This is a genomic window from Streptomyces sp. HmicA12, assembly GCF_000373565.1.
Taxonomy (GTDB): domain Bacteria; phylum Actinomycetota; class Actinomycetes; order Streptomycetales; family Streptomycetaceae; genus Streptomyces.
On sequence record NZ_KB891801.1, the window covers coordinates 216,002 to 235,250 of the forward strand.

General features: G+C 71.1%; 16 protein-coding genes. 11 read left to right on the forward strand and 5 right to left on the reverse strand.

Annotated features, from left to right (window positions below; all coding sequences use genetic code 11):
- The first annotated feature begins 202 nt into the window (after window positions 1–202).
- On the forward strand, window positions 203–541 hold the full coding sequence (locus B072_RS0110665; RefSeq protein WP_018529927.1) for a DoxX family protein: 339 nt from the start codon (window positions 203–205) through the stop codon (window positions 539–541).
- A gap of 25 nt (window positions 542–566) precedes the next feature.
- Here the strand turns inward: B072_RS0110665 and B072_RS0110670 are convergent, their stop codons facing one another.
- Entirely contained in the window at window positions 567–1,142 is a 576-nt protein-coding gene (locus tag B072_RS0110670; protein ID WP_026245673.1) for a GNAT family N-acetyltransferase, read from the reverse strand.
- A 152-nt stretch (window positions 1,143–1,294) separates the two neighbouring features.
- Here B072_RS0110670 and B072_RS0110675 point away from each other — a divergent pair, with 152 nt between their 5' ends.
- Genes B072_RS0110675 through B072_RS0110685 form a run of 3 tightly spaced genes read left to right on the forward strand, consistent with a single transcriptional unit; the run spans window position 1,295 to window position 3,577 of the window.
- Window positions 1,295–2,209, forward strand: coding sequence for a sugar kinase (locus tag B072_RS0110675; protein WP_018529929.1), 915 nt, complete (start codon window positions 1,295–1,297; stop codon window positions 2,207–2,209).
- Between the two features lie 4 nt (window positions 2,210–2,213).
- Entirely contained in the window at window positions 2,214–2,960 is a 747-nt protein-coding gene (locus B072_RS0110680; protein ID WP_018529930.1) for an IclR family transcriptional regulator, read from the forward strand.
- Window positions 2,961–2,965: 5 nt separating this feature from the next.
- Complete coding sequence (locus tag B072_RS0110685; RefSeq protein ID WP_026245675.1) at window positions 2,966–3,577, forward strand: bifunctional 4-hydroxy-2-oxoglutarate aldolase/2-dehydro-3-deoxy-phosphogluconate aldolase; 612 nt, start codon at window positions 2,966–2,968, stop codon at window positions 3,575–3,577.
- 164 nt (window positions 3,578–3,741) lie between these two features.
- On the opposite strand, the gene B072_RS0110690 is transcribed toward B072_RS0110685, so the two are convergent.
- Window positions 3,742–5,595 carry a hypothetical protein gene (locus B072_RS0110690; protein WP_026245676.1) on the reverse strand — a complete coding sequence of 618 codons (1,854 nt, stop codon included), beginning with the start codon at window positions 5,593–5,595 and terminating at the stop codon, window positions 3,742–3,744.
- 351 nt (window positions 5,596–5,946) lie between these two features.
- Between B072_RS0110690 and B072_RS0110695 the strand changes: the two genes are divergently transcribed.
- Window positions 5,947–7,599 carry a hypothetical protein gene (locus B072_RS0110695; RefSeq protein ID WP_043243731.1) on the forward strand — a complete coding sequence of 551 codons (1,653 nt, stop codon included), beginning with the start codon at window positions 5,947–5,949 and terminating at the stop codon, window positions 7,597–7,599.
- Between the two features lie 71 nt (window positions 7,600–7,670).
- Here B072_RS0110695 and B072_RS0110700 read toward each other — a convergent pair whose 3' ends face one another.
- Window positions 7,671–10,163, reverse strand: coding sequence for a D-alanyl-D-alanine carboxypeptidase (locus B072_RS0110700; protein ID WP_018529934.1), 2,493 nt, complete (start codon window positions 10,161–10,163; stop codon window positions 7,671–7,673).
- A gap of 204 nt (window positions 10,164–10,367) precedes the next feature.
- Here B072_RS0110700 and B072_RS0110705 point away from each other — a divergent pair, with 204 nt between their 5' ends.
- From B072_RS0110705 to B072_RS0110715, 3 genes are all read left to right on the forward strand, one after another.
- The gene (locus B072_RS0110705) at window positions 10,368–11,108 is read left to right on the forward strand and encodes a GOLPH3/VPS74 family protein (protein WP_026245678.1); all 741 of its coding nucleotides are present in this window, start codon (window positions 10,368–10,370) and stop codon (window positions 11,106–11,108) included.
- Between the two features lie 335 nt (window positions 11,109–11,443).
- Window positions 11,444–12,301, forward strand: a complete 858-nt coding sequence (locus B072_RS0110710) for a helix-turn-helix domain-containing protein (RefSeq protein ID WP_018529936.1) — start codon at window positions 11,444–11,446, stop codon at window positions 12,299–12,301.
- 272 nt (window positions 12,302–12,573) lie between these two features.
- Complete coding sequence (locus B072_RS0110715; protein WP_018529937.1) at window positions 12,574–12,774, forward strand: DUF397 domain-containing protein; 201 nt, start codon at window positions 12,574–12,576, stop codon at window positions 12,772–12,774.
- 237 nt (window positions 12,775–13,011) lie between these two features.
- Here the strand turns inward: B072_RS0110715 and B072_RS0110720 are convergent, their stop codons facing one another.
- A complete protein-coding gene (locus B072_RS0110720) occupies window positions 13,012–13,863 on the reverse strand; it encodes a hypothetical protein (RefSeq protein ID WP_018529938.1) in 852 nt (283 codons plus the stop codon).
- Window positions 13,864–13,957: 94 nt separating this feature from the next.
- Between B072_RS0110720 and B072_RS0110725 the strand changes: the two genes are divergently transcribed.
- Entirely contained in the window at window positions 13,958–14,752 is a 795-nt protein-coding gene (locus B072_RS0110725; protein WP_018529939.1) for an SDR family oxidoreductase, read from the forward strand.
- 336 nt (window positions 14,753–15,088) lie between these two features.
- The gene (locus B072_RS0110730; protein WP_018529940.1) at window positions 15,089–16,654 is read left to right on the forward strand and encodes a sodium:solute symporter family protein; all 1,566 of its coding nucleotides are present in this window, start codon (window positions 15,089–15,091) and stop codon (window positions 16,652–16,654) included.
- A 129-nt stretch (window positions 16,655–16,783) separates the two neighbouring features.
- Here B072_RS0110730 and B072_RS0110735 read toward each other — a convergent pair whose 3' ends face one another.
- Complete coding sequence (locus B072_RS0110735; RefSeq protein WP_018529941.1) at window positions 16,784–17,893, reverse strand: ADP-ribosylglycohydrolase family protein; 1,110 nt, start codon at window positions 17,891–17,893, stop codon at window positions 16,784–16,786.
- 266 nt (window positions 17,894–18,159) lie between these two features.
- Here B072_RS0110735 and B072_RS0110740 point away from each other — a divergent pair, with 266 nt between their 5' ends.
- Window positions 18,160–19,221, forward strand: coding sequence for a tyrosine-protein phosphatase (locus B072_RS0110740; protein ID WP_018529942.1), 1,062 nt, complete (start codon window positions 18,160–18,162; stop codon window positions 19,219–19,221).
- Window positions 19,222–19,249 lie beyond the last annotated feature (28 nt).

Sequence of the window (19,249 nt, forward strand, 5' to 3'; positions counted from 1 at the left end):
CCCCCTTTTCCCCCATGGGGCTCAAAGGTCGCGAAACAGTACGCACGCTGTCAAGAGTGCTTCCCGCAGCTTCGGTTCGAGGTCTTGAGTCGTGGTGCTGTCACACCTTCGGCGCGGGCCGCGTCAGACAGGCAGTGGATCAATTCCACGTCACGAAAAGCCAGTTGAGGGCCGCGCCGGCCCGCGAGTCGAGGAGTTCTCGATGTCTGTCGCCTTTGTCGTCGTCACCGTGGTCGCCGCCGCCATGACCGCCTTCTCCGCCGTCTCCGTCTTCGCCCGCGCCGAGTGGGTGGTGAAGCCGATCGCGGACTACGGCGTCCCCGCCGGATGGCTGCCGTGGCTGGGCGCGGCGAAGGCCGCGGGGGCGGTGGGCCTGCTGGTCGGGCTCGCGGTGCCGGCCGTCGGGATCGCGGCCGGGATCGGCCTCGTCCTGTACTTCGCGGGGGCCGTGGTCACGGTGGTGCGGGCCCGCTGGTTCAGCCACGTGCCGTTCCCGCTGCTGTACGCGGCGCCGGTCGTCGCCGCTCTCGTCCTCGTGTGACCCGGTGCCGGTCGGTGGTCCGGCGCTACTGGATCCGTGCGTGTACGTGCATGTCGTGCCAGCCGTCGGTGTGCAGCGCGGAACTGCGGCGGGTGCCCTCCAGCGGATAGCCGGACTTCTCGGCGACCCGGCACGAGGCCTCGTTGCGGGTGGAGTGCAGCAGGTCGATGCGGTGGAAGCCGGCCCCCAGGGCCCAGTCCGTCATGGCGTTCAGCGCCCGGGGGGCCACGCCGAGCCCACGGGCACCCGGCAGCACCCAGTAGCCGATCTCGGCGAGTCCCTCCCACAGGTCCACGGTCCGCAGCGCCATCCGCCCGAGCCGCTCGCCGTCGGCGGCCCTGGTCACCATCCACTGGGCGCCGCTCTCCTCGCGCCAGGCCCCGCGCACCGACTCGATCCAGTCGCGCGCCTCGTCCGGGGAGTCCATGGTGCGGATGTTCCAGTGGCTCAGGGCCGGGTCCTCGAAGGCTTCGTGGATCGTCTCGGCGTCGGCCAACTCGAAGGGTCGGAGCAGGAGTTCCCCGTCGGCGGTGCGCAAGGTCGGCTGCGGGACGGAGGAGAGCGTGCCGGGCGGGATCGTGTGCTTCGTCGTGAACGGCATGATCCGCATGATGGCGGGAGCGGTGCGGGGGCGCATCCGGATTCCGGACCGGCCGAGACCGACGGACCCCTTGTTGCACCATGTGCACGCCCGTTGCGCGTCTCCTGTTAGCGTCGGCCACAGCCCGCCCCCGCCGCGCAAGGAGCCACCCCGTGACAGCCCCGCACCGCCCCGAGGTGATCTGCCTCGGCGAGACCATGGCGCAGCTCACCCCGGCCGACGGCGCCGGTCTCGAGCACAGCCGGGAGATCCGGCTCGCGGTCGCGGGCGCCGAGTCGACCGTCGCGCAGTACCTCGCCGACCTGGGGCACCGCACGGCCTGGGTGAGCCGGGTCGGCGACGACCCGTTCGGGCGGCGGATCACCGCGACGGTCGCGGCCCGCGGGGTGCGCGTAGACGGCGTGGCCGTGGACCCGCTCGCGCCCACCGGCGTCTACTTCAAGGATCCGGGGCCCGACGGCACCACCCGCGTGCACTACTACCGCCGCGGCTCGGCCGCCTCCCGGATGACGTCCTCCGACGCCGACCGGATCGACCTGGACGGCGTACGACTGCTGCACCTGACCGGGATCACCCCGGCCCTTTCCGCCGGCTGCGCGGACCTCGTCCACACCCTCGCCGAACGAGCCCCGGACCACGGCACCCTGCTCTCCTTCGACCTCAACTACCGCCCCGCACTGTGGAGTTCACGCGAGGAGGCGGCCGACGCGCTGCTCACCCTGGCCCGCCGTGCCGACATCGTGCTCGTCGGGCGCGACGAGGGCGAGGCCCTCTGGGGCACCGCCACCGCCGAGGAACTGCACGCCCGTCTCGCGCCGCGCGGCACCCTCGTGGTGAAGGACGGCGCGGTCGGCGCCACCGAATTCACCGACGGGACAACCGAGTTCGTGGCCGCGCCCGCCGTCGACGTCGTCGAGGCCGTCGGCGCGGGGGACGCCTTCGCCGCCGGATACCTCGGCGCGCTGCTCGCCGGGGACGCGCCGCGCGACCGCCTCGCCCTCGGCCACCGGCTCGCCGGGCGCACCCTGCGCAGCATCGAGGACTACGTACCGGCCGAAGGCGTGTGACCGGGTGTCGCAGACCGTACGGCGGGCCGTCGACATCCTGGAGTTCGTCGCCCGCGCCCCCCGCACCCAGACCGAGGTCGGCGCCCATCTGGGTGTGCACCGCTCGACGGCGCTGCGCCTGCTGGAGTCGCTCACCGAGGGCGGCCTCGCGCGCCGGCTGCCCGACGGCCGGTACGCGGTCGGGCACCGACTCGCCGGGCTCGCCCAACTCGCCCTGGAACAGTTCGGGTTGCGCGACATCGCGAGCCCGCACCTGCGCGCCCTCGGCGAACGCCGCGGGCACACCGTGCACCTCGCCGCCCTGGAGGGCGACCGGATCGTCTACGCCGACAAGATCGACCCGGTGGACGGGGTGCGGCTCTACGCCGAGATCGGCCGGCCCGTGCGGCTGCACACCGCCGGGGTCGCCAAGGCGATCCTCGCCCACCTGCCCCGCGAGCGGGCCGAACTCCTGCTGGTGGACTGCGACTTCGCGCCGCGCACCGCGACCACCCTCACCGACCCGGACGCGTACCGCGCGGCGCTCGACGCGACGCGGGCGCGCGGCTGGGCCGTCGACGACGGCGAGTACGAGGACTACGTGAACTGCGTCGCCGTCCCCGTGCGGGACCATGGCGGCGAGGTGGTCGCGGCCGTGTCGGTGACCGCGCTCAAGGCCCGCGCGGACCTCGACGCGCTGGTTCGTGACGTGCTGCCCGACCTGCTGACCACCGCCGAGACGATCTCCGAGGAACTGGGATGGCGAGCGTGAATCCGATGACCGACAAGGCACCGACGTCCTTCGACGAGCTGTTCGCCGGGGTGCCGGTGATGGCGATCCTGCGCGGCATGTCCGCCGAGAGGTCCGTCGAACTCGCCGTACGCGCATGGGACCTGGGCATCAAGTGTGTCGAGGTACCGGTGCAGAGCGAGGAGGCGGCGCGGGTGCTCGCCGCGGTGGTGGCCGCCGGGGCCGAGCGGGGCAAACCGGTGGGCGCGGGCACGGTGACCACGGCCGAGCGGCTCGGCTGGGCCGCGGCCGCGGGCGCCGCGTTCACGGTGGCGCCGGGGCTCGACAAGCGGGTGGCGCGGGACAGCATCGACGCGGGCCTGCCGCATCTGCCCGGGGTGGCCACGGCCACCGATGTGCAGGCGGCGCGGGCGCTCGGCCTCGACTGGCTGAAGGCGTTCCCGGCGAGCGTGCTGGGCGTGGACTGGTTCCGGGCGATGCGCGGGCCGTTCCCCGAGGTGCCGTTCGTGGCGACCGGGGGCATGGACGCGGGGAACGCGGCGGCCTACCTCGAAGCCGGGGCGCGGGTGGTCGCCGTGGGCTCGGCGTTGGAGGACCCCGCACAACTGTCCCGGCTGACCGAGCTGCTCGCCCCCTGAGAGCTGCGCGCAGCGCATGCTTCAGGGGCGCGGGGAACTGCGCGAGAAGCCCCACACACCCGCACACGCCGACGAGACCGCACCCGCACCCGCACCCGCACCCGCACCCGCCGACGAGACCGCACCCGGCAACCGCGCAGGAACCCCCCGCACCCGCCGGACGGCTACCGCAGCTCGTCCGGGCACGGCGTGCCCCGCGACCACCACTTGTAGGGCGCCGCCAGGTGATACGTGCCGGCACGCGGGGCGACCAGCTCCGTCCACTGGTCGCCGGACGCGTCCTCCTCGGTCTCGAACAGGCACCCGTGCACGTTCTCGTACCGCTTCGGCGAGAACTCGTCGCTCTCCCGGGCCCGCTTCGAGGCCTCGGTCTCCCTCGGCGCCTCCAGCGCCTTGCCGTCCGCGTCGACGACGGCCAGCCAGGGCGAGTACGGGACGCGGATGAGCACCCGGCCCGGCTTGGTCACCTCGATGGTCAGCTCGGCCTGCTCGGCGGCGTCCACGGCCGCGTTCGGCTCGGCCAGCGGCGTCGGGTCGGTGACGGCGAACAGCTGCCAGTTGTCGTCGCCCCAGACCTGCTTCAGATACGGCAGCCCGCGCTGCACCAGCTCCCGCTCACGCTCGCCGCCGTCACCGTCCGGTTCGCCCTTGGGGAGGACGACGTAGTGCACGGCCCAGCGCTTGAGCCACTGGTGATAGTTGGCCGAGTTGAGCGTGTCGTCGTAGAAGAGCGGGTTGCGCTTCATATCGGCCTGCCGGGTCCAGCCGCGGGCCAGGTTCACGTACGGGGCGAGCGCGGACGCCTCCCGGTGCGAACGGGCGGGAACGACCTCGACGCGGCCGCGCTCGGCCTTGACCTGCTGGAGTTCGTTGACGAGCGGGGCCAGTTCGCGGGCCCAGGAGGCGGCCGGGATCGTGTGCACGACGTCGTAGGCCAACTTGCCTCCGACCCACCCGTTGAACCCGATGAACGCGATCACGGTGACGTACCACTTGCGTGAACGCGGCACCGTGAACGGCAGGGCGGCGAGCAGCGCGACGCCCGCGAAGAGCATCGGCAGACGCGTGATGTTGGTGCCGATCTGCGAGTTGACCAGCCACACGAGCAGCACGGACACGGTGTAGACGGCGGAGGTGATCCGGACCGTCACCCACTCCTTCGGAACGAGGAAGTGGACGAGGGCGCCGTAGACGAGCGGCAGCAGCGCCGACAGGAACGGCATCGGCTGGGTGCCCGAGAACGGGAACAGCCACGCGGACAGCCCGACCACGGCGGCGGGCGCGAGTCCGAGCGCGTACGCGCCGGGCCGCCGCTTCTGCAGGAAGAGCGCGACGGCGACCAGCCCCACGAACAGGCCCGCCACCGGTGAAGAGGCCGTCGCGAGCCCGGCCAGCGGGGCGGCGACGACGGCCTTCGCCCACCGCTTGTGACGCCAGCGGTACGGCCAGCAGAACACGGCGGCGACCGCCGCGAGCCCGAACATCATGCCGAGCCCGAAGGTGACGCGCCCCGACGCCCCGTTGCACACCAGGGCGAAGACGCCGGCGAGCGCGGGCCACAGGGGTCTCGCCACGACGCGCGCGCGGGTCAGGAGGAGAGTCAGCAGGGCGGCGGACAGGGTGCCCGCGACGATCATCGTCGTACGGACACCGAGCACGGCCATCAGGTACGGCGACACCACGCTGTACGAGACGGGGTGCATGCCGCCGTACCAGGCGAGGTTGTACGCGGAGTCGGGGTGCTGGCCGACGAACTCGGCCCAGGCGTCCTGAGCCGCGAGGTCACCGCCGCTGTTCGCGAACGTGAAGAACCAGATGAGGTGCAGCACCGCCGCGAGGGCGGTGGCGACGACGACCGGATGCCGATGGGCACGGTCCGTCCAGGAGGGCGCACCGTCACCGTCGGCGGGAGACGCGGACGGCTTTTGGCCCCCCGGCTCTCCGGCGCGGGGATGTATTCGTACGCCCCCCGCGCCCGGCTCGGCGTCATCAGGGAGCGTCGACTCCGTTGTGGTCACTGCTGACACTCCCGTACGTACCGTCGTTACCGACCGAGGGAACGTCCCGGCTCTGCCCCGGTCTCGCGACGCTAGCACGGGTCCTGCGGGCCGATGCCGCGGGATGGTTCCGCACGTGGCCCGCGCGCACCGGCTCTTCCTGACGGCACACTCTTCGGTGGCGCCCCGCGGATGTGTCACGCGTCGGGCATCGCCTCAGCACTGAATAGCGTCTACAGAACCGACCACGTTCCCCGACCGAGACGGACACGCTCAGTGCACTCCACCGAACTGCCCGCCCCCGGCAACGCCCTCGGCGCAGGCACTCCCGCCGAGCGTCGCGTCCCCGTGCCGTGGCACGTTCGCCACCGGATGCCGCTCCTGGTCACCGCGTGCACGGTGCCGCTGTACGGGCTGTGGTGGGCGGTCTTCGCGACCGGCGGCGGAGACCTCGCGGCCCAGGTGGCGTGGGCGGAATTCGCGCGGCAGTACCCGGGATACGCGTACAACCTGTTCTGGTACGGCGGTCTGCACACGGCGAACTACAGCGTGATCTCGCCCTACGTGATGGCGGCCATCGGTGTCGTCCCGATGACGCTGCTGTCCGGGCTCGCGTCCTCGTGGCTCGCCGGCGTGCTGATGCTCCGCGCCAAGGTGCGCCGGCCCCTGGCACCGGCGCTGGTCGCCGCTTTCTGTCTGTGGTGCCAGGTGGTGTCGGGACGTTCCACCTTCATGCTCGGCGTGGCCTTCGGGCTCGCGGCGGTCGTCGTCCTCGCGGGCGGACACGGCGCCGCGCGCCTCTCGGTCTCGGCCCTGTGCGCGGCGGTGTCGACGATGGCCAGTCCGGTGGCCGGCCTGTTCCTCGTCGTGGTCGGCGCCGCCCATCTGCTGACCCGCGACGGGAGCCGGGCGGCGTCGCTGCTCGTCCCTCCGGTCGTCGTCGTCGCCCTGACCACGTGGCTGTTCCCCTTCAAGGGCGAGCAACCGATGCCGTTCGGGCGGATCTGGCCGCCCGTTCTGCTGTGTGCCGTGATCCTGCTGACGGCACCGCGCGCGTGGCGCCTGCTGAGATGCGGGGCTGCCGTGTACGCGCTCGGGGTGGTCCTCACCTTCTTCGTCACCTCGCCCGTCGGAACGAATGTCGAGCGCCTCACGGAACTGGCCGCGCCACCGGCCCTGCTGGCCATCGCCCTGCACGGGTTCCACGGTGCCGAGGGCGGTTCCCCGGCCGGCGGACCGTTCACACCACGGCGCCGGCGGGCGGTCTGCGTCGTCGCTCTGTGTCTCTCCCTGACCTGGCTGTCGGGCAAGACGATCGCCGACATCAGGGCCAACACGGAGGTTCCGGCCTGGGCGGTGCGGACGAGCGGCGTCGTCACCGAGCTCAAGCGACTGGGCGCCGAGCGCACACGCGTCGAGGTGGTGCCCGCCCGCGACCACCGCGAAGCGGCCGTCCTCGCCCCGTACATAAACATGGCCCGCGGCTGGAACCGCCAGGCCGACGTCGAACGCGGGCGGCTCTTCTACGACGGGAACGGCGGCACGAACGTGCCGGAGGGTTCGTTCACCTCGGCCTCCTACCGCGCCTGGCTCGACCACTGGGCCGTGGGTTTCGTGGTCCTCCCCAAGGGGGCGCCCGACGGCCCGGCGAAGCTGGAGCACGCCCTGGTCATGAGCGAGCCGCGCTACCTGAAGCAGGTGTGGCACGACGCCAACTGGCAGATCTACCGCGTGCGGGACGCCGTGCCCCTCGTGGATCCGCCCGCTTCGGTGGCGAGTTCCGACGGAGCGAACCTGGTCGTGTCGATGCCGAAGGCAGGATCCGTCACCGTGCGGATCGCCTACTCACCCTGGCTGTGGGCGGATGCCGGCTGCCTGGCACCGTCCGGAGAGTTCACCCGCCTGACGGTGAAGGCCCCGGGCACGGTCCGGATCAGCTCCGCCTACGGCGGGCCCTCGGGGAAGGGCGTGCGGTGTGCCCCGGGGACTGAAGGGGAGAACGAACGAGCGCCCGCCGGTCGGTGACCGGCGGGCGCTCCCTCCCTGCTCCTGCTCCTGCTCCCTGCTCCTGCTCCCGCTCCCGCTCCCGCTCCCGCTCAGCCGACCCTGCGGAGCTTCGCGCCGAAGCCCGGCTCCGTGAGGTCCTTCTGGAGTGCCACCGGGACCTCGACGGCGTCGGCGTCGTTCTTGCCGTCGCCGACGCTCAGGACGCCGACCTGCGTGCCCGCCTTCGCCGAGTGCGGGATCGTCTTGCCCTTCTGCTCGTCCAGCGTCAGCCGGACCGTCAGGCCCGACCAGCCGACGGCGGAGACGTCCTTCGTGGCGACGACCGGGGTGGTGCCGCCCAGGCCGTCGTCGACCTGGCCGACGACGTCGCCCTTCTTCACGACGGTCTTGGCGGTGAGCGCGCTCTGCCCCGACTCGATCAGCTTCTTGACGACGCCGGTGACCTCGTCGATGTTGGCGGTGCCGTTGCGGCCGTACTGGCCGAGGGCCGCGCCGATGATCGTCTGCGTCTTGCCGTCGACCTTCCTCTCCGCGGCGAACAGGATGTTGCCGCCCGCCGCGGTGGTGGTGCCGGTCTTGATGCCGATGGCGACGGTCGGGACGAGCCCGAAGAAGTTGTTCTGCTTGTCGCCGTTGAGGTCCACGTAGCTGGGCTGGCGGGAGATCTCCTTGAAGACCGGGTTCTCCATCGCGGCACGGCCGAGCTTCACCAGGTCCTGCGCGGTGGAGACGGTCGTCTTGTCGAGGCCGCTGGGGTCCGTGTAGGTGGTGCTCTTCATGCCCAGCTCCTTGGCGGTCTTGTTCATCTTGTCGACGAACGCGTCCTCGGAGGAGCTCTTGGTGTCCCAGCGCGCGAGCAGCTTGGCGATGTTGTTCGCGGACGGCAGCATGACCGCCTGAAGGGCCTCGTACTCGCTGATCTGCTGGCCCTCGGTGACCTTCACGACCGACTCGTTCTCGGCCTTGCCGGTCTCGTAGTGCTTCTGCGCGGCCGCGTCGACCGGGATCTTCGGGCCCTTCTCACCCGGCTTCAACGGGTGGTCGCGCAGGATCAGATAGACCGTCATCACCTTGGCGATACTGGCGATCGGTACGGGCTTCTGGTTGCCGGACGTGCCGAACGTACCGATGCCGTTGACGTCCATGGCCGCCTGCCCCTGGCTCGGCCACGGCACGGACGGCTTGCCGCCCTCGAAGGAGACGGTCTCCTGCGCGGTGAGGTCGAGCGTCGGGGTCGGCAGTGGGCGCACGGCCTGTACGACTGCAAACACGACCACGAGCAGCAGGACCAGCGGCGTCCAGACCTTGACCCGGCGCACGGTGGTGCGGACCCGGGTCTCCGGGGGCGGCGGGGTGTTGGTCAGCTCGGCCAGCAGGTCCAGCGGCGGCTTGGGCGGCAGGGGCTGCTGGGTGGTCCGCTCCGGGGCGGGGGGCTCCGCCGGTTGACCGGTCGACTTCTTGCCGGTGCCGGGTGCGGCGGGCGCGCCGGGTGCGGCCTTGTCGTCCAGCGGCTTGAGCGGCACGAACCTGCTGGTCCGCTCGGCCTCCGACTCCTCGGTCCCACTGGCTTTCGCCCACGACGGCTTGGCGTCGGACGGCTTCGCGTCGGACGGCTTGGCTTCAGGCGTCTTCGCGCCGGGCGCCTTGAGCATGGTGGTCGGCTGGTCGACCAGCGGCGCGACGGCCTTGAACACGGTGGTGGGCTGATCGGTGCCCTGAGCCTTGGCGGCGTCGGGCTCGGGCTCGGCGGCCCCGGCGTCGGTGGCGTCGGTGGCGTCGGCTTCGTCGTCGGAGGTGTCGGGCTTCGACTCGGCGGGCTTCGCATCCGCTACCGCGGACGGCTCGGGCTTGTCCTCATCGTCACTGTCAGCGTCGCCATCGCCATCGCCATCGCCATCGCCGTCATCGTCACCGGCGGGCGGCTTCGATGCCGCCGCAGGCTCCTCGGGCGCGGCCGACTCCGGCTCGGCATCCGCGTCGCTGACCGAGTCGTCCGCAACGGCCGACTCGGCCTCGGCGGCATCCGCGTCGACCGTCGGCTCAGTCTCGGGCTCGGCCGCGGCCGCGGCCGCGGCCGGCTCGGGACGATCCGTGGCGTCGTCGTCCGAAGCCTCGGCGGCGCCGGAGTCCTCCGCGACAGCAGCCACCGGCTCCCCGGCCTCACCACTCGGGTCGGACTCGGACTCGGGCTCGGACTCGGATTCGGTCTCCGCGTCCGCGTCCGCGCTCGGCGCGGCCTCGGCGTCGGTGCCGGCCTCATCGGCGTCACCGGACCCGTCCGCGTCCGACTCGGCGCCACCGTCCCCGCCGGAGACCCACGCGGCCACCGCGGCCCTCAGCCGCGCGTCACCGGCCGCCTCGGACGGGGAACCCGCCTCACCGGCCTCCTCCGCGGCAGCGGCCGGCCCGGACCCGGCGTCCGCCGCCGCGACATCGCGGACCGAGAACACCGCCGTCGCCTGATCCACGCCCGACGCCGACGGGGTCTCCCGCGCCACCGCAATGCGCGGATCCCGCTTGTCCGGGACCGGCCCGCCCGACGCCTTCTGCTCTTCGCCCGACCTGTCGGGGGTCCCCGCCACCAATGCCTCCTCGACCGCTGACCACTACGCGCCGGCGCAAACCAGCACTGTCCGAACCATGTACCAGTGTCCTGTGTGGGGTCTTCACCCACGTGGTAGACGAGAACGACATACCTACTGGTTCCCGCCCAAAGCCCCCACGCACCCTCGACAAGCCAATGTGAGAGGGGTCACCCTGTCATTCATCCACGCGGGGAGGCATGGATGGGCAGGAGCCGCAGAACACTTCCGGAGGAGCTTCTGCTGCTGGCGCTGGACCCGACCACGGGTACCACCGCACAGCCGCAGTCGCTCGACCTAGGTCTGGCCGGAGCACAGCTAGTAGAGCTGGCGCTGGCCGGACGGATAGCCCCAGACGGGGATCGTATCGCCGTGGTGGCACCACGGCCGACCGGAGATCCGACTCTGGACTGCGCGTTGGAGTTGCTGCGAAGGCGCGGCGCTCCTGTGCGGGCGGTCCACTGGATTGGCGGGCCACGACTGGGGCTTCGCCAGACCTACCTCTCGCACCTGGAGCGGTGCGGCATGGTGCATGCCGTGGCGGGACAGATGTGCGGGGTACTGCCGACGACTCGCTACCAGGCGACGGACACGGCTATCAGCCGGGAGATCAGGTCCCGGCTGGATTCAGCGATCCGTACCGGCGTTCCGCCGGACCCACGGACCGCGGCGCTCGCCGCGCTGGCCCACGCGGTCGGACTCGGCAAGCACCTGTACCCGGGGAACGAGGGACGATCGTCCCGCTCCCGGCTGCGGGATCTGATCAGGCACGACCCCATGGGCGGCCTCGTGGCGCACGCCGTGATGGACGTCCAGAACGGTGTGGCCGCTCAGCCACGCCGCTCGCCCGCCGCCCCGGCGGGCCGGGGCGCACCGGAACCCGCGAGCGGCGTTCCGATGCAACAGCAGCGCCGCGGATCCATGGCGCGCGCCGTCGCCCACTAGTGAGCCGGCGACACCAGCACCACGCGTAACCGAAGCACTACTCGCACCACCCGCAACAGCGCCGCACCGCAGTCCCCAAAGACCCGGTTCGGGAGCCGCTGTACCGCGCGGGGCGATGCACCGGACATCCGTTCATCGAGCGGGTGCCCGGCCGTCGCCCCGCGCGGTCGCGTGTGCGCGTCGCGTTCGCACAGGGTGTCCCCCGGGGCCCGCGACGGGTGCGTATCCCGTGCATATCCGCTGTTTGCCAGCGCTTGACGCCTGTTGGTGGCAATCTGCTCAGCAGCAGATACGCAACGTACAAAAAAATGCACGCAGCCGGAGGTGCACGTCCCGTGGCGTCCAACGTCAATCCCACCGTCAGGCGACGCCGGTTGGGCCAAGAGCTGCGCAGGCTCCGCGAGCTCAAGGGCATGACCGCCGAAGAGGTCGCCGAGCGCCTGCTGGTGTCACAGTCGAAGATCAGCCGCCTGGAGAACGGGCGGCGCAGCATCAGCCAGCGCGACGTCCGCGACCTGTGCGGGGTGTACGAGGTCGAGGACCATCGGATCGTCGACTCGCTGATGCAGATGGCCAAGGACTCGCGCCAGCAGGGCTGGTGGCACTCCTTCGGCGACATCCCGTACAGCGTCTACATCGGCCTGGAGACGGACGCGGCGAGTCTCCGCGTCTACGACCCCCAGGTCGTCCCCGGCCTGCTGCAGACCCGGGGCTACGCCGAGGCGCTCATCAACGGCGCACTGCCGGAGACGACCCAGTCGGACATCGACAAGCGCGTCCAGGTCCGTATGCGCCGCCAGGAGCGCATCCAGGCGGCCGACCAGCCGCTGCGCCTGTGGACGGTCCTCGACGAGGCGGCGCTGAAGCGGACGGTCGGCGGCAAGAACGTCATGCGCGAGCAGTTGGAGCACCTGGTCGAGCAGTCCCAACTGCCGCACGTCACCGTGCAGGTCATCCCGTTCGAGATGGGCGCGCACCCGGGTCTGAACGGGCAGTACGCGATTCTGGAGTTCCCCGACGCGGCGGATTCCAGCGTGGTCTACATCGAGGGCGTCACCAGCGACCTGTATCTGGAGAAGGCCAACGACGTGCAGAAGTACAGCGTCATGTACGAGCATCTGCGGGCACAGGCGCTGAATGTGGAGCAATCGCGACAGTTCATCTCGGAGATCGCGAAGGAGTACGCACGCTGACGATCTTCGGAGGCAATTTCCGGAAGGTCGGATTCCGTCACCGATTCGCCGGTTTTCATGCCTCCGAGGCAAAGGCGCCGCACGGTACACCTTCGACTCCGCATGGCGGAAGACCTCTATGGAATATGCCATCCGGTTGAGTGAATGGCCGCTTCACGCACCCAAGTTGGCGAGTAGCGTCGATCACGCCATCAAGACACGATCGTTGGCGAGAACCGCTCTGGATCACCGAGCGGGGCTGCAATTCGACCACTGGCTAGACCGGAGCAAACATGGCCATCCAGCAAGGCACCGCGGATTCCTGGATCAAGTCCTCGTATTCCACGGGCAACGGAGCGTGTGTAGAGGTCAAGTCCCCCGTGCTGCACGCCATCGCGGTGCGGGACTCGAAGGTCACGGAAGGGCCTTCGATCGGCTTCGCCCCCGACTCGTGGAATGCGTTCGTGCACGAGGTGAGCACGGGAGCGTTCTGACAGGCAGAACGGAGGAGTACCGAGACACTGACGTACCGAAGCACCACGGCACAACAATCGCATATGCACCATCAAGCACCACCGCATCACTGCATCACCGCATCACCGCATCACTGCATCACTGCATCACCGCATCACTGTTGGAGCCCTCTCGACTGGTTCGCCGTCCTGGCCGAGGGGGCTCGGCCGTGTCCGCGTACGGTTCGCTGCCGGCTCCGCTCCCGGCAGCCGCTCCCGTCAGCGGAGCCGGTCGACGTAGCGGTCGGTCCCCGGCACCGTCGGGACGAACGGCGCCATCAGCTCCACCCGCGCCCCGAGCCCCGCGCCCGCCACCTGGTCCCCGAGACCCGTGAAGCGCTCCTGCCAGCATTCGCGCGGATCCGACTCCAGGAACCACAGCAGGGTCAGCCGGGTGTCGACGCCCTCGACCTGCTTCACGTACGTCATCCTGTCGCCCGGCAGCGGTGTGGGCCGGAAGATCGTGACCATCGCGGCCGGTGAGCCCGCGAGCGCCTTCGGCAGATGGCGGGACCTGAGCCACTCCAGCAGCTCCTCGCGCTGCTCGGCGAGTTCCACGTCGACGACCTCCAGCACCAGGCCCGCGTACGGGTGGTCGAGGGCGTGGAAGTCGCGGGGGCCCGCCGCGCCGTCGCGGTACACGGTCGCCGCGTGGTCCTGGAAGGCCGTGAAGACGTGGGTGCGGTCCTGGTAGACGCGACCGTCGCGGTTGAGCCGCTTGTTGATGCCGACGGTCCACTTCATGTGCTCGTCGTAGCGGCCCTCGGTGACCCAGTACGTGGAGAGGTAGCAGCCCGCGGTGACCGGCTCGGCGACCGCCGACTTCTCCGGGTAGCGCAGGAGTTGGAGATCCCGGGTGGCGACCCAGCGGCGCCCGGCGTACATCCAGGGCATCGCCATCGCGCCGGCGTAGTAGTGGTCGTCCTCGTACCAGCGGTTGTACGCGTACTCGTGACCCGGATGCGGTTCGACCATGGTGATCAGGGCGTGCCCCGGGCGCACCCCGTACGGGCCGACGGCCGCCAGTTCCGCGTACGTGTCGCTGCGGGTGTCGCCGTGGGTCTCACTCATGTCGCTGCCCTTTCGCCGTGAGGGTTCCGACTTCCGCGCCGTGCCCATACTCTGACGCCCCGTCAGATAGAAGGCCAGAGCCGGGAGGCAACCGATGGGGAACGGTGGACTGCTCGCCGGAAGGACCGTGATCGTCTCGGGGGTCGGCGCCGGGCTCGGCCACCAGGTGGCGGCGGCCGTGCTGCGCGACGGCGGCAACGCCGTGCTCGGGGCGCGCACCGAGGCCAACCTGGCCAAAGCGGCCGGGGAGTTGGACCCCGGGGGCGCCCGGACCGCGTACCGGGCGACGGACATCGGCGACGAGGGGCAGTGCGAGGCGCTGGTGGCACTGGCGCGCGAGCGGTTCGGCTCCGTGGACGCGGTGGTCCACGTCGCGGCCTGGGACAGCTACTTCGGCGGCCTGGAGGACGCGGACTTCGCGACCTGGAGCCAGGTGATCGACGTGAACCTGCTCGGGACGCTGCGGATGACCCGGGCCTGCCTGCCCGCCCTCAAGGAGCGCGGCGGCTCGGTCGTCATCATCGGGACCCAGTCGGCGGTGGCCGCGCCGTCCCAGGTGCGGCAGGCGGCGTACGCGGCGTCCAAGGGTGCGCTGACGAGCGCGATGTACTCCCTGGCACGGGAGCTCGGGCCGCACCGGATCCGGGTGAACACGGTGCTGCCGGGCTGGATGTGGGGCCCGCCGGTGCAGGCCTACGTCCAGTTCACGGCGCAGACCGAGGGCGTGCCGGAGGACGAGGTCCTGTCCCGGCTCACCGAACGGATGGCCCTGCCGGAGCTCGCCACGGACGGCGATGTCGCGGACGCGGCGGCCTTCCTGACCTCGGACCGCGCACGAGCCATCACCGGCCAGCAGTTACTGGTGAACGCCGGCGAGCTCATGCACTGAACTCGTTCACTCACGAAGGGAGTTGGGCTCCTTTCACGCGACCGCACGGGACCCGCATCCCGTGCGGTCTTTCGCGTTGCGCGACTACTGACGAAGTGCCCGCCCATCGTGTGGCCGACGTCACGTTCACGACAACTCCCCACCTGGTCACGAAAATGCAAAATCGTTCGACTTGCTGATCTCGGTTCACATCCATGACCGTCAGGACCCTTGACCGGCCCACCGAACAAGGGGTTCAATCCCCCAAGTCCCCACTCCCGCACGGGGGCGCCCGCTGGAACGGACGTACTGACGAAGAGCCGCAACGTTCACAAGGCGGACCCCTGGAGGGGGCACATGAACAGTCTCGACTGGGTCGTGCTCATCGGCTACTTCGGCGTGATGGTCGCGATCGGCGTCTGGTCCCACAAGCGTGTGGACAACGTCTCCGACTTCTTCACGGCCGGCGGAAAGATGCCCTGGTGGCTTTCCGGCATCTCGCACCACATGTCCGGCTACAGCGCGGTGATGTTCACCGGCTACGCCGGTATCGCGTACACGTACGGCGTGACGTCCTTCGTCACCTGGTCCTTCCCCATCGCGCTCGGCATCGCCATCGGCGCGAACCTGTTCGCGCCCCGCGTCAACCGGCTGCGCTCGCGGCTCCACGTGGCGTCGCCGCTGGAGTACCTGAAGAACCGCTACAACCTGCCGACCCAGCAGGCGCTCGCCTGGTCCGGCATGCTGCTGAAGATCGTGGACGTGGCGGCGAAGTGGGCGGCCATCGCCACCCTGCTCTCGGTGTTCACGGGCATCTCGCTGAACCAGGGCATCTTCATCACCGGCGCCATCACGGCCGTCTACTGCACCATCGGCGGTCTGTGGGCGGACGCCCTCACGGAGCTGGGGCAGTTCATCATCCAGCTGCTGGCCGGCGTCTCGATGTTCGTCGCCGTCGTGGTCAAGCTCGACGACAAGAACATCGGCTTCCTCGACGCCTGGAACCGGCCCGAACTGCACGGCCACGACAAGCCGCTCGTCGGTCAGTACGGCGCGGTGTTCCTGATCGCGTTCCTGTTCATCAAGCTCTTCGAGTACAACGGCGGCATGCTCAACCAGGCCCAGCGCTACATGGCGACGGCCACGCCGAAGGAGGCGACGCGCTCGGCCCGGCTCTCGGCGATCCTGTGGCTGGTGTGGCCGGTCGTGCTGTTCTTCCCCATGTGGATGTCGCCGCTGCTCGTGAACGCGCAGAAGCCCGACGGCTCGGACTCGTACGGCCTGATGACCGAACAGCTGCTGCCGCACGGCCTGTTGGGCCTCGTCATCGTCGGCTTCTTCTCGCACACGATGGCCATGTGCTCCTCGGACGCCAACGCCATCGCGGCCGTCTTCACCCGTGACGTCGCTCCGGTGATCTCGGCGAAGGCGCGCGCCTGGAACGAGCGCAAGGGCCTGATCGCCGCCCGCCTCACGACGGTGATCTTCCTCGGGCTCTCCATGGCGGTGGCCACGCAGGTCAACTCGCCGACCTTCAAGGACATCATCACCGTCGTCATCAAGTGGGTCGCGGGGCTGATGGGCCCGATCGCGATCCCGATGATGCTGGGTCTGCTGCGGCCGTTCCGCAAGTCCGGGCCGACCGCCGCGCTCACCAGCTGGGCCATGGGTCTGTTCGCCTTCTGGCTGGTCAACTACCCGATCAGCTGGAACGTCGAGGGCGGCGTCCCGCTCCAGTACCAGGTGTCGATCCCGCTGGCCGTCTCGCTGATCCTCTACATCGGCATCGGCTTCATCAAGCCGGAGGACACCCCGGAGCGCGACGACATCATCGAGCGCATCAACACCGACGGCCCCGACTCGGCCGGCGCGGCGGCGGTACCGGCCCCCGCGGCCGCCCAGGACGACGTCCAGCGTCTCTAGGTCGGATCGCGGCTGACGGCCGGTGGCCCTGAGCGAGCGAAGCTCGCTTCAGGGGCGCGGGGAACTGCGCGAGAAGCCCCACCGGCCGTCAGCCGCGAACGAGTCAGCAACCCGGCAGACGAGAAGGCGCTACGCCCGCGGATACCGGGTCAGCCAACCCCCCGACGCCCCGGCAGGGCCGTGCAGGGCCGCCCCCTGCGTCATCTCCATGGCGAAGTCGTCGGCCAGTTCGAGCATCGTCGCCCGCCCCTCCAGCTCGACCACCCAGGCCGGCGGCAACGCGGTCTCCCCGTGCAGCGCCCCGAGCAGCCCACCGCACAGCGCCCCCACCGCGGCGGAAGGACCGTCGTGCTGGACGGCGAGGCCCAGCCCGTGCCGGACGTCCTCGCCGACCAGCGCGCAGTACACGGCCGCGGCGAGCGCCCCCACCGCCCCGCCGTCGTCCACGAGTTCACCGACCCGCGCCGCGTTCGGCATCCCCTGCCGCACCGCGCCGAGCGCGTGCTTGAGGGCGTCCACGACCGGCGGATGCCCGGGGCGGGCGGCGAGCAGGGCGAGGGCACGCTGGACGGCGGCGTCCATCGAGTCACCGCGCGCCAGGGCGTGCACGATCACGGCGTACGCGCCCGCGGACAGGTACGCCTCGGGGGCGCCGTGCGTGTGGACGGCGCACTCGACGGCCAGCTGGAGCACGAGCTGCGGCTCCCAGCCGACCAGCAGCCCGAACCCGGCGGAGCGGGTCGCCGCCTCCGGGCCCGCCGCGTCGGGGTTCTTCGGCTTGTCCACGGTGCCCATGACGTCGTTGCCGAGCCCGAGCAGGCAGGCGGAGGACGCGCCGCGGCGGGAGTACAGCCACTCCTCGCGGGCCAGCCAGCCGTCCTCCTTGCGGCGCTCGTCGGGCCCCCAGTCGCGCTGGGTCGCGGCCCACCGCAGATACGCCCGGTGCACATCGGTGGGCGGATGCCAGGCACCCGTGTCCCGGCGCACCTGGGCGCGGATCAGGCCGTCGACGGTGAAGAGGGCGAGCTGGGTCGCCGCGGTGATCGCACCGGTGCGGCCGTAGGCGGGGACGAGTTCGGCGCCCTGCGCGGGCGGTGCGCCGTCGACGGCCGTCTCGTCGAGCGGGGCGCCCAGCGCGTCGCCCAGCGCGGTGCCGAGCAGCGCGCCGCGCACCCGGCTGCGGAAGTCCTGCTGCTCCGCGCGGCCCCAGACGGCCGCGGCGGCGGGCGGTGCGCCCATGGCTCTCCTCCCCTGCCCTGCGGCCTTCGACTCGCAGCACTGTAATCGACCAGGAACGGACGGGGAGACGCTCCGGAACGTTCGCTTCAGCGACTCAAGCGACCTCAACTGGTATGCCAGAAGTCGCCCTCGGAGTCGGTTGGGATCGGGTTTGCCCAGTTCGCGAAGGTGTACGCGGCCGTCGGCGCCGGGACCTCGTCCGCGCTTCGCCCGCCGTTCACCGGCGCGTCGCGCCCCGCTTCCCGGGGGCCCGAAACATCCGCCCCATGAAGCAGATGACGCGTGCCACCACGCCCTACGCCCTCGCCACCGCGGCCCTCCTGGTCGCCGTGACGGCCCCGGCCGCCTCGGCCGCGCCCGGCCACCACTGCGAGCGGATCCCGTTCACCCGGGCCACCGTCACCGCGACGGCGACCCCGGGCACGTACGAGATCACCTGGAAGGCGCCCGGCGTGCGGCACGTGGCCGTCAAGGCGAACGGCCGCACGGTGGCGGGCGGCGGCTCCACCGGCACGGTGAAGGTCACCGGCCTCCCGGCGCACGTCGACCGCCAGTGGTTCGACCTCACCCCCGACCACGGCCGCGGCCTGCACCTCGCGGACCGGCTGATCAAGCTGGACGGCGCGGTCAACTTCCGGGACGCGGGCGGCTACCGGACCACCGACGGGCACTGGGTGAAGATGGGCGCGGTCTACCGCTCGGACGCCCTGAACAGCCTCACCGACGCCGACCTCGCGAAGCTCAAGCGGCTCGGCATCGGCACGGACTACGACCTGCGCACCACGAGCGAGCGCACCTCCGCGCCCGACAAGGTCCCGGCCGGCACCACGTACGTCGTCGCCAACGTCCTCGGCGACGACAGCCCGATCTTCTCCATGCCGACCTCCGCGGAGGCGGCCGCCGAGATGATGGTCCAGGGCGAGAAGTCGATGGTGAGCTCCGCCCCCGCCAAGGCCGCCTACCGCACGGTCTTCGCGGGCATCGTGGACGGCGGCGGCGACCTGTTCCACTGCACGGCCGGCAAGGACCGCACGGGCTGGGCGAACGCCGCCCTGCTCACCGCGCTCGGCGTGCCCCGCGAGACGGTGACGGCGGACTACCTGGCCTCCAACGACTACCGCGCCGAGGCCAACGCGGCGACCCTGGCCTCGATGCCGGCCGAGCAGGCGAAGGTGTACAAGCCGATGCTGGACGTCCGGGCCGAGTATCTGAACTCCGGGTTCGACGAAGTGCGCGCGAAGTTCGGGTCGTTCCGGGCGTACGAGCAGCAGGCGCTCGGGATCGACGCGCAGGAACTCCGTCAGCTGAAGCGGGAGTTGCTCGTCTGATCCACCCGGCGCCGAGCGCGCCCCTCGG

What these genes read in the sequence shown, in the direction of transcription:
- B072_RS0110665 (WP_018529927.1), top strand. Translation starts at nt 203, where the DNA reads ATGTCTGTCGCCTTTGTCGTCGTCACCGTGGTCGCCGCCGCCATGACC.
- B072_RS0110670 (WP_026245673.1), bottom strand. Translation starts at nt 1,142, where the DNA reads ATGCCGTTCACGACGAAGCACACGATCCCGCCCGGCACGCTCTCCTCC.
- B072_RS0110685 (WP_026245675.1), top strand. Translation starts at nt 2,966, where the DNA reads ATGACCGACAAGGCACCGACGTCCTTCGACGAGCTGTTCGCCGGGGTG.
- B072_RS0110695 (WP_043243731.1), top strand. Translation starts at nt 5,947, where the DNA reads ATGCCGCTCCTGGTCACCGCGTGCACGGTGCCGCTGTACGGGCTGTGG.
- B072_RS0110705 (WP_026245678.1), top strand. Translation starts at nt 10,368, where the DNA reads ATGGGCAGGAGCCGCAGAACACTTCCGGAGGAGCTTCTGCTGCTGGCG.
- B072_RS0110715 (WP_018529937.1), top strand. Translation starts at nt 12,574, where the DNA reads ATGGCCATCCAGCAAGGCACCGCGGATTCCTGGATCAAGTCCTCGTAT.
- B072_RS0110720 (WP_018529938.1), bottom strand. Translation starts at nt 13,863, where the DNA reads ATGAGTGAGACCCACGGCGACACCCGCAGCGACACGTACGCGGAACTG.
- B072_RS0110725 (WP_018529939.1), top strand. Translation starts at nt 13,958, where the DNA reads ATGGGGAACGGTGGACTGCTCGCCGGAAGGACCGTGATCGTCTCGGGG.
- B072_RS0110730 (WP_018529940.1), top strand. Translation starts at nt 15,089, where the DNA reads ATGAACAGTCTCGACTGGGTCGTGCTCATCGGCTACTTCGGCGTGATG.
- B072_RS0110735 (WP_018529941.1), bottom strand. Translation starts at nt 17,893, where the DNA reads ATGGGCGCACCGCCCGCCGCCGCGGCCGTCTGGGGCCGCGCGGAGCAG.
- B072_RS0110740 (WP_018529942.1), top strand. Translation starts at nt 18,160, where the DNA reads ATGAAGCAGATGACGCGTGCCACCACGCCCTACGCCCTCGCCACCGCG.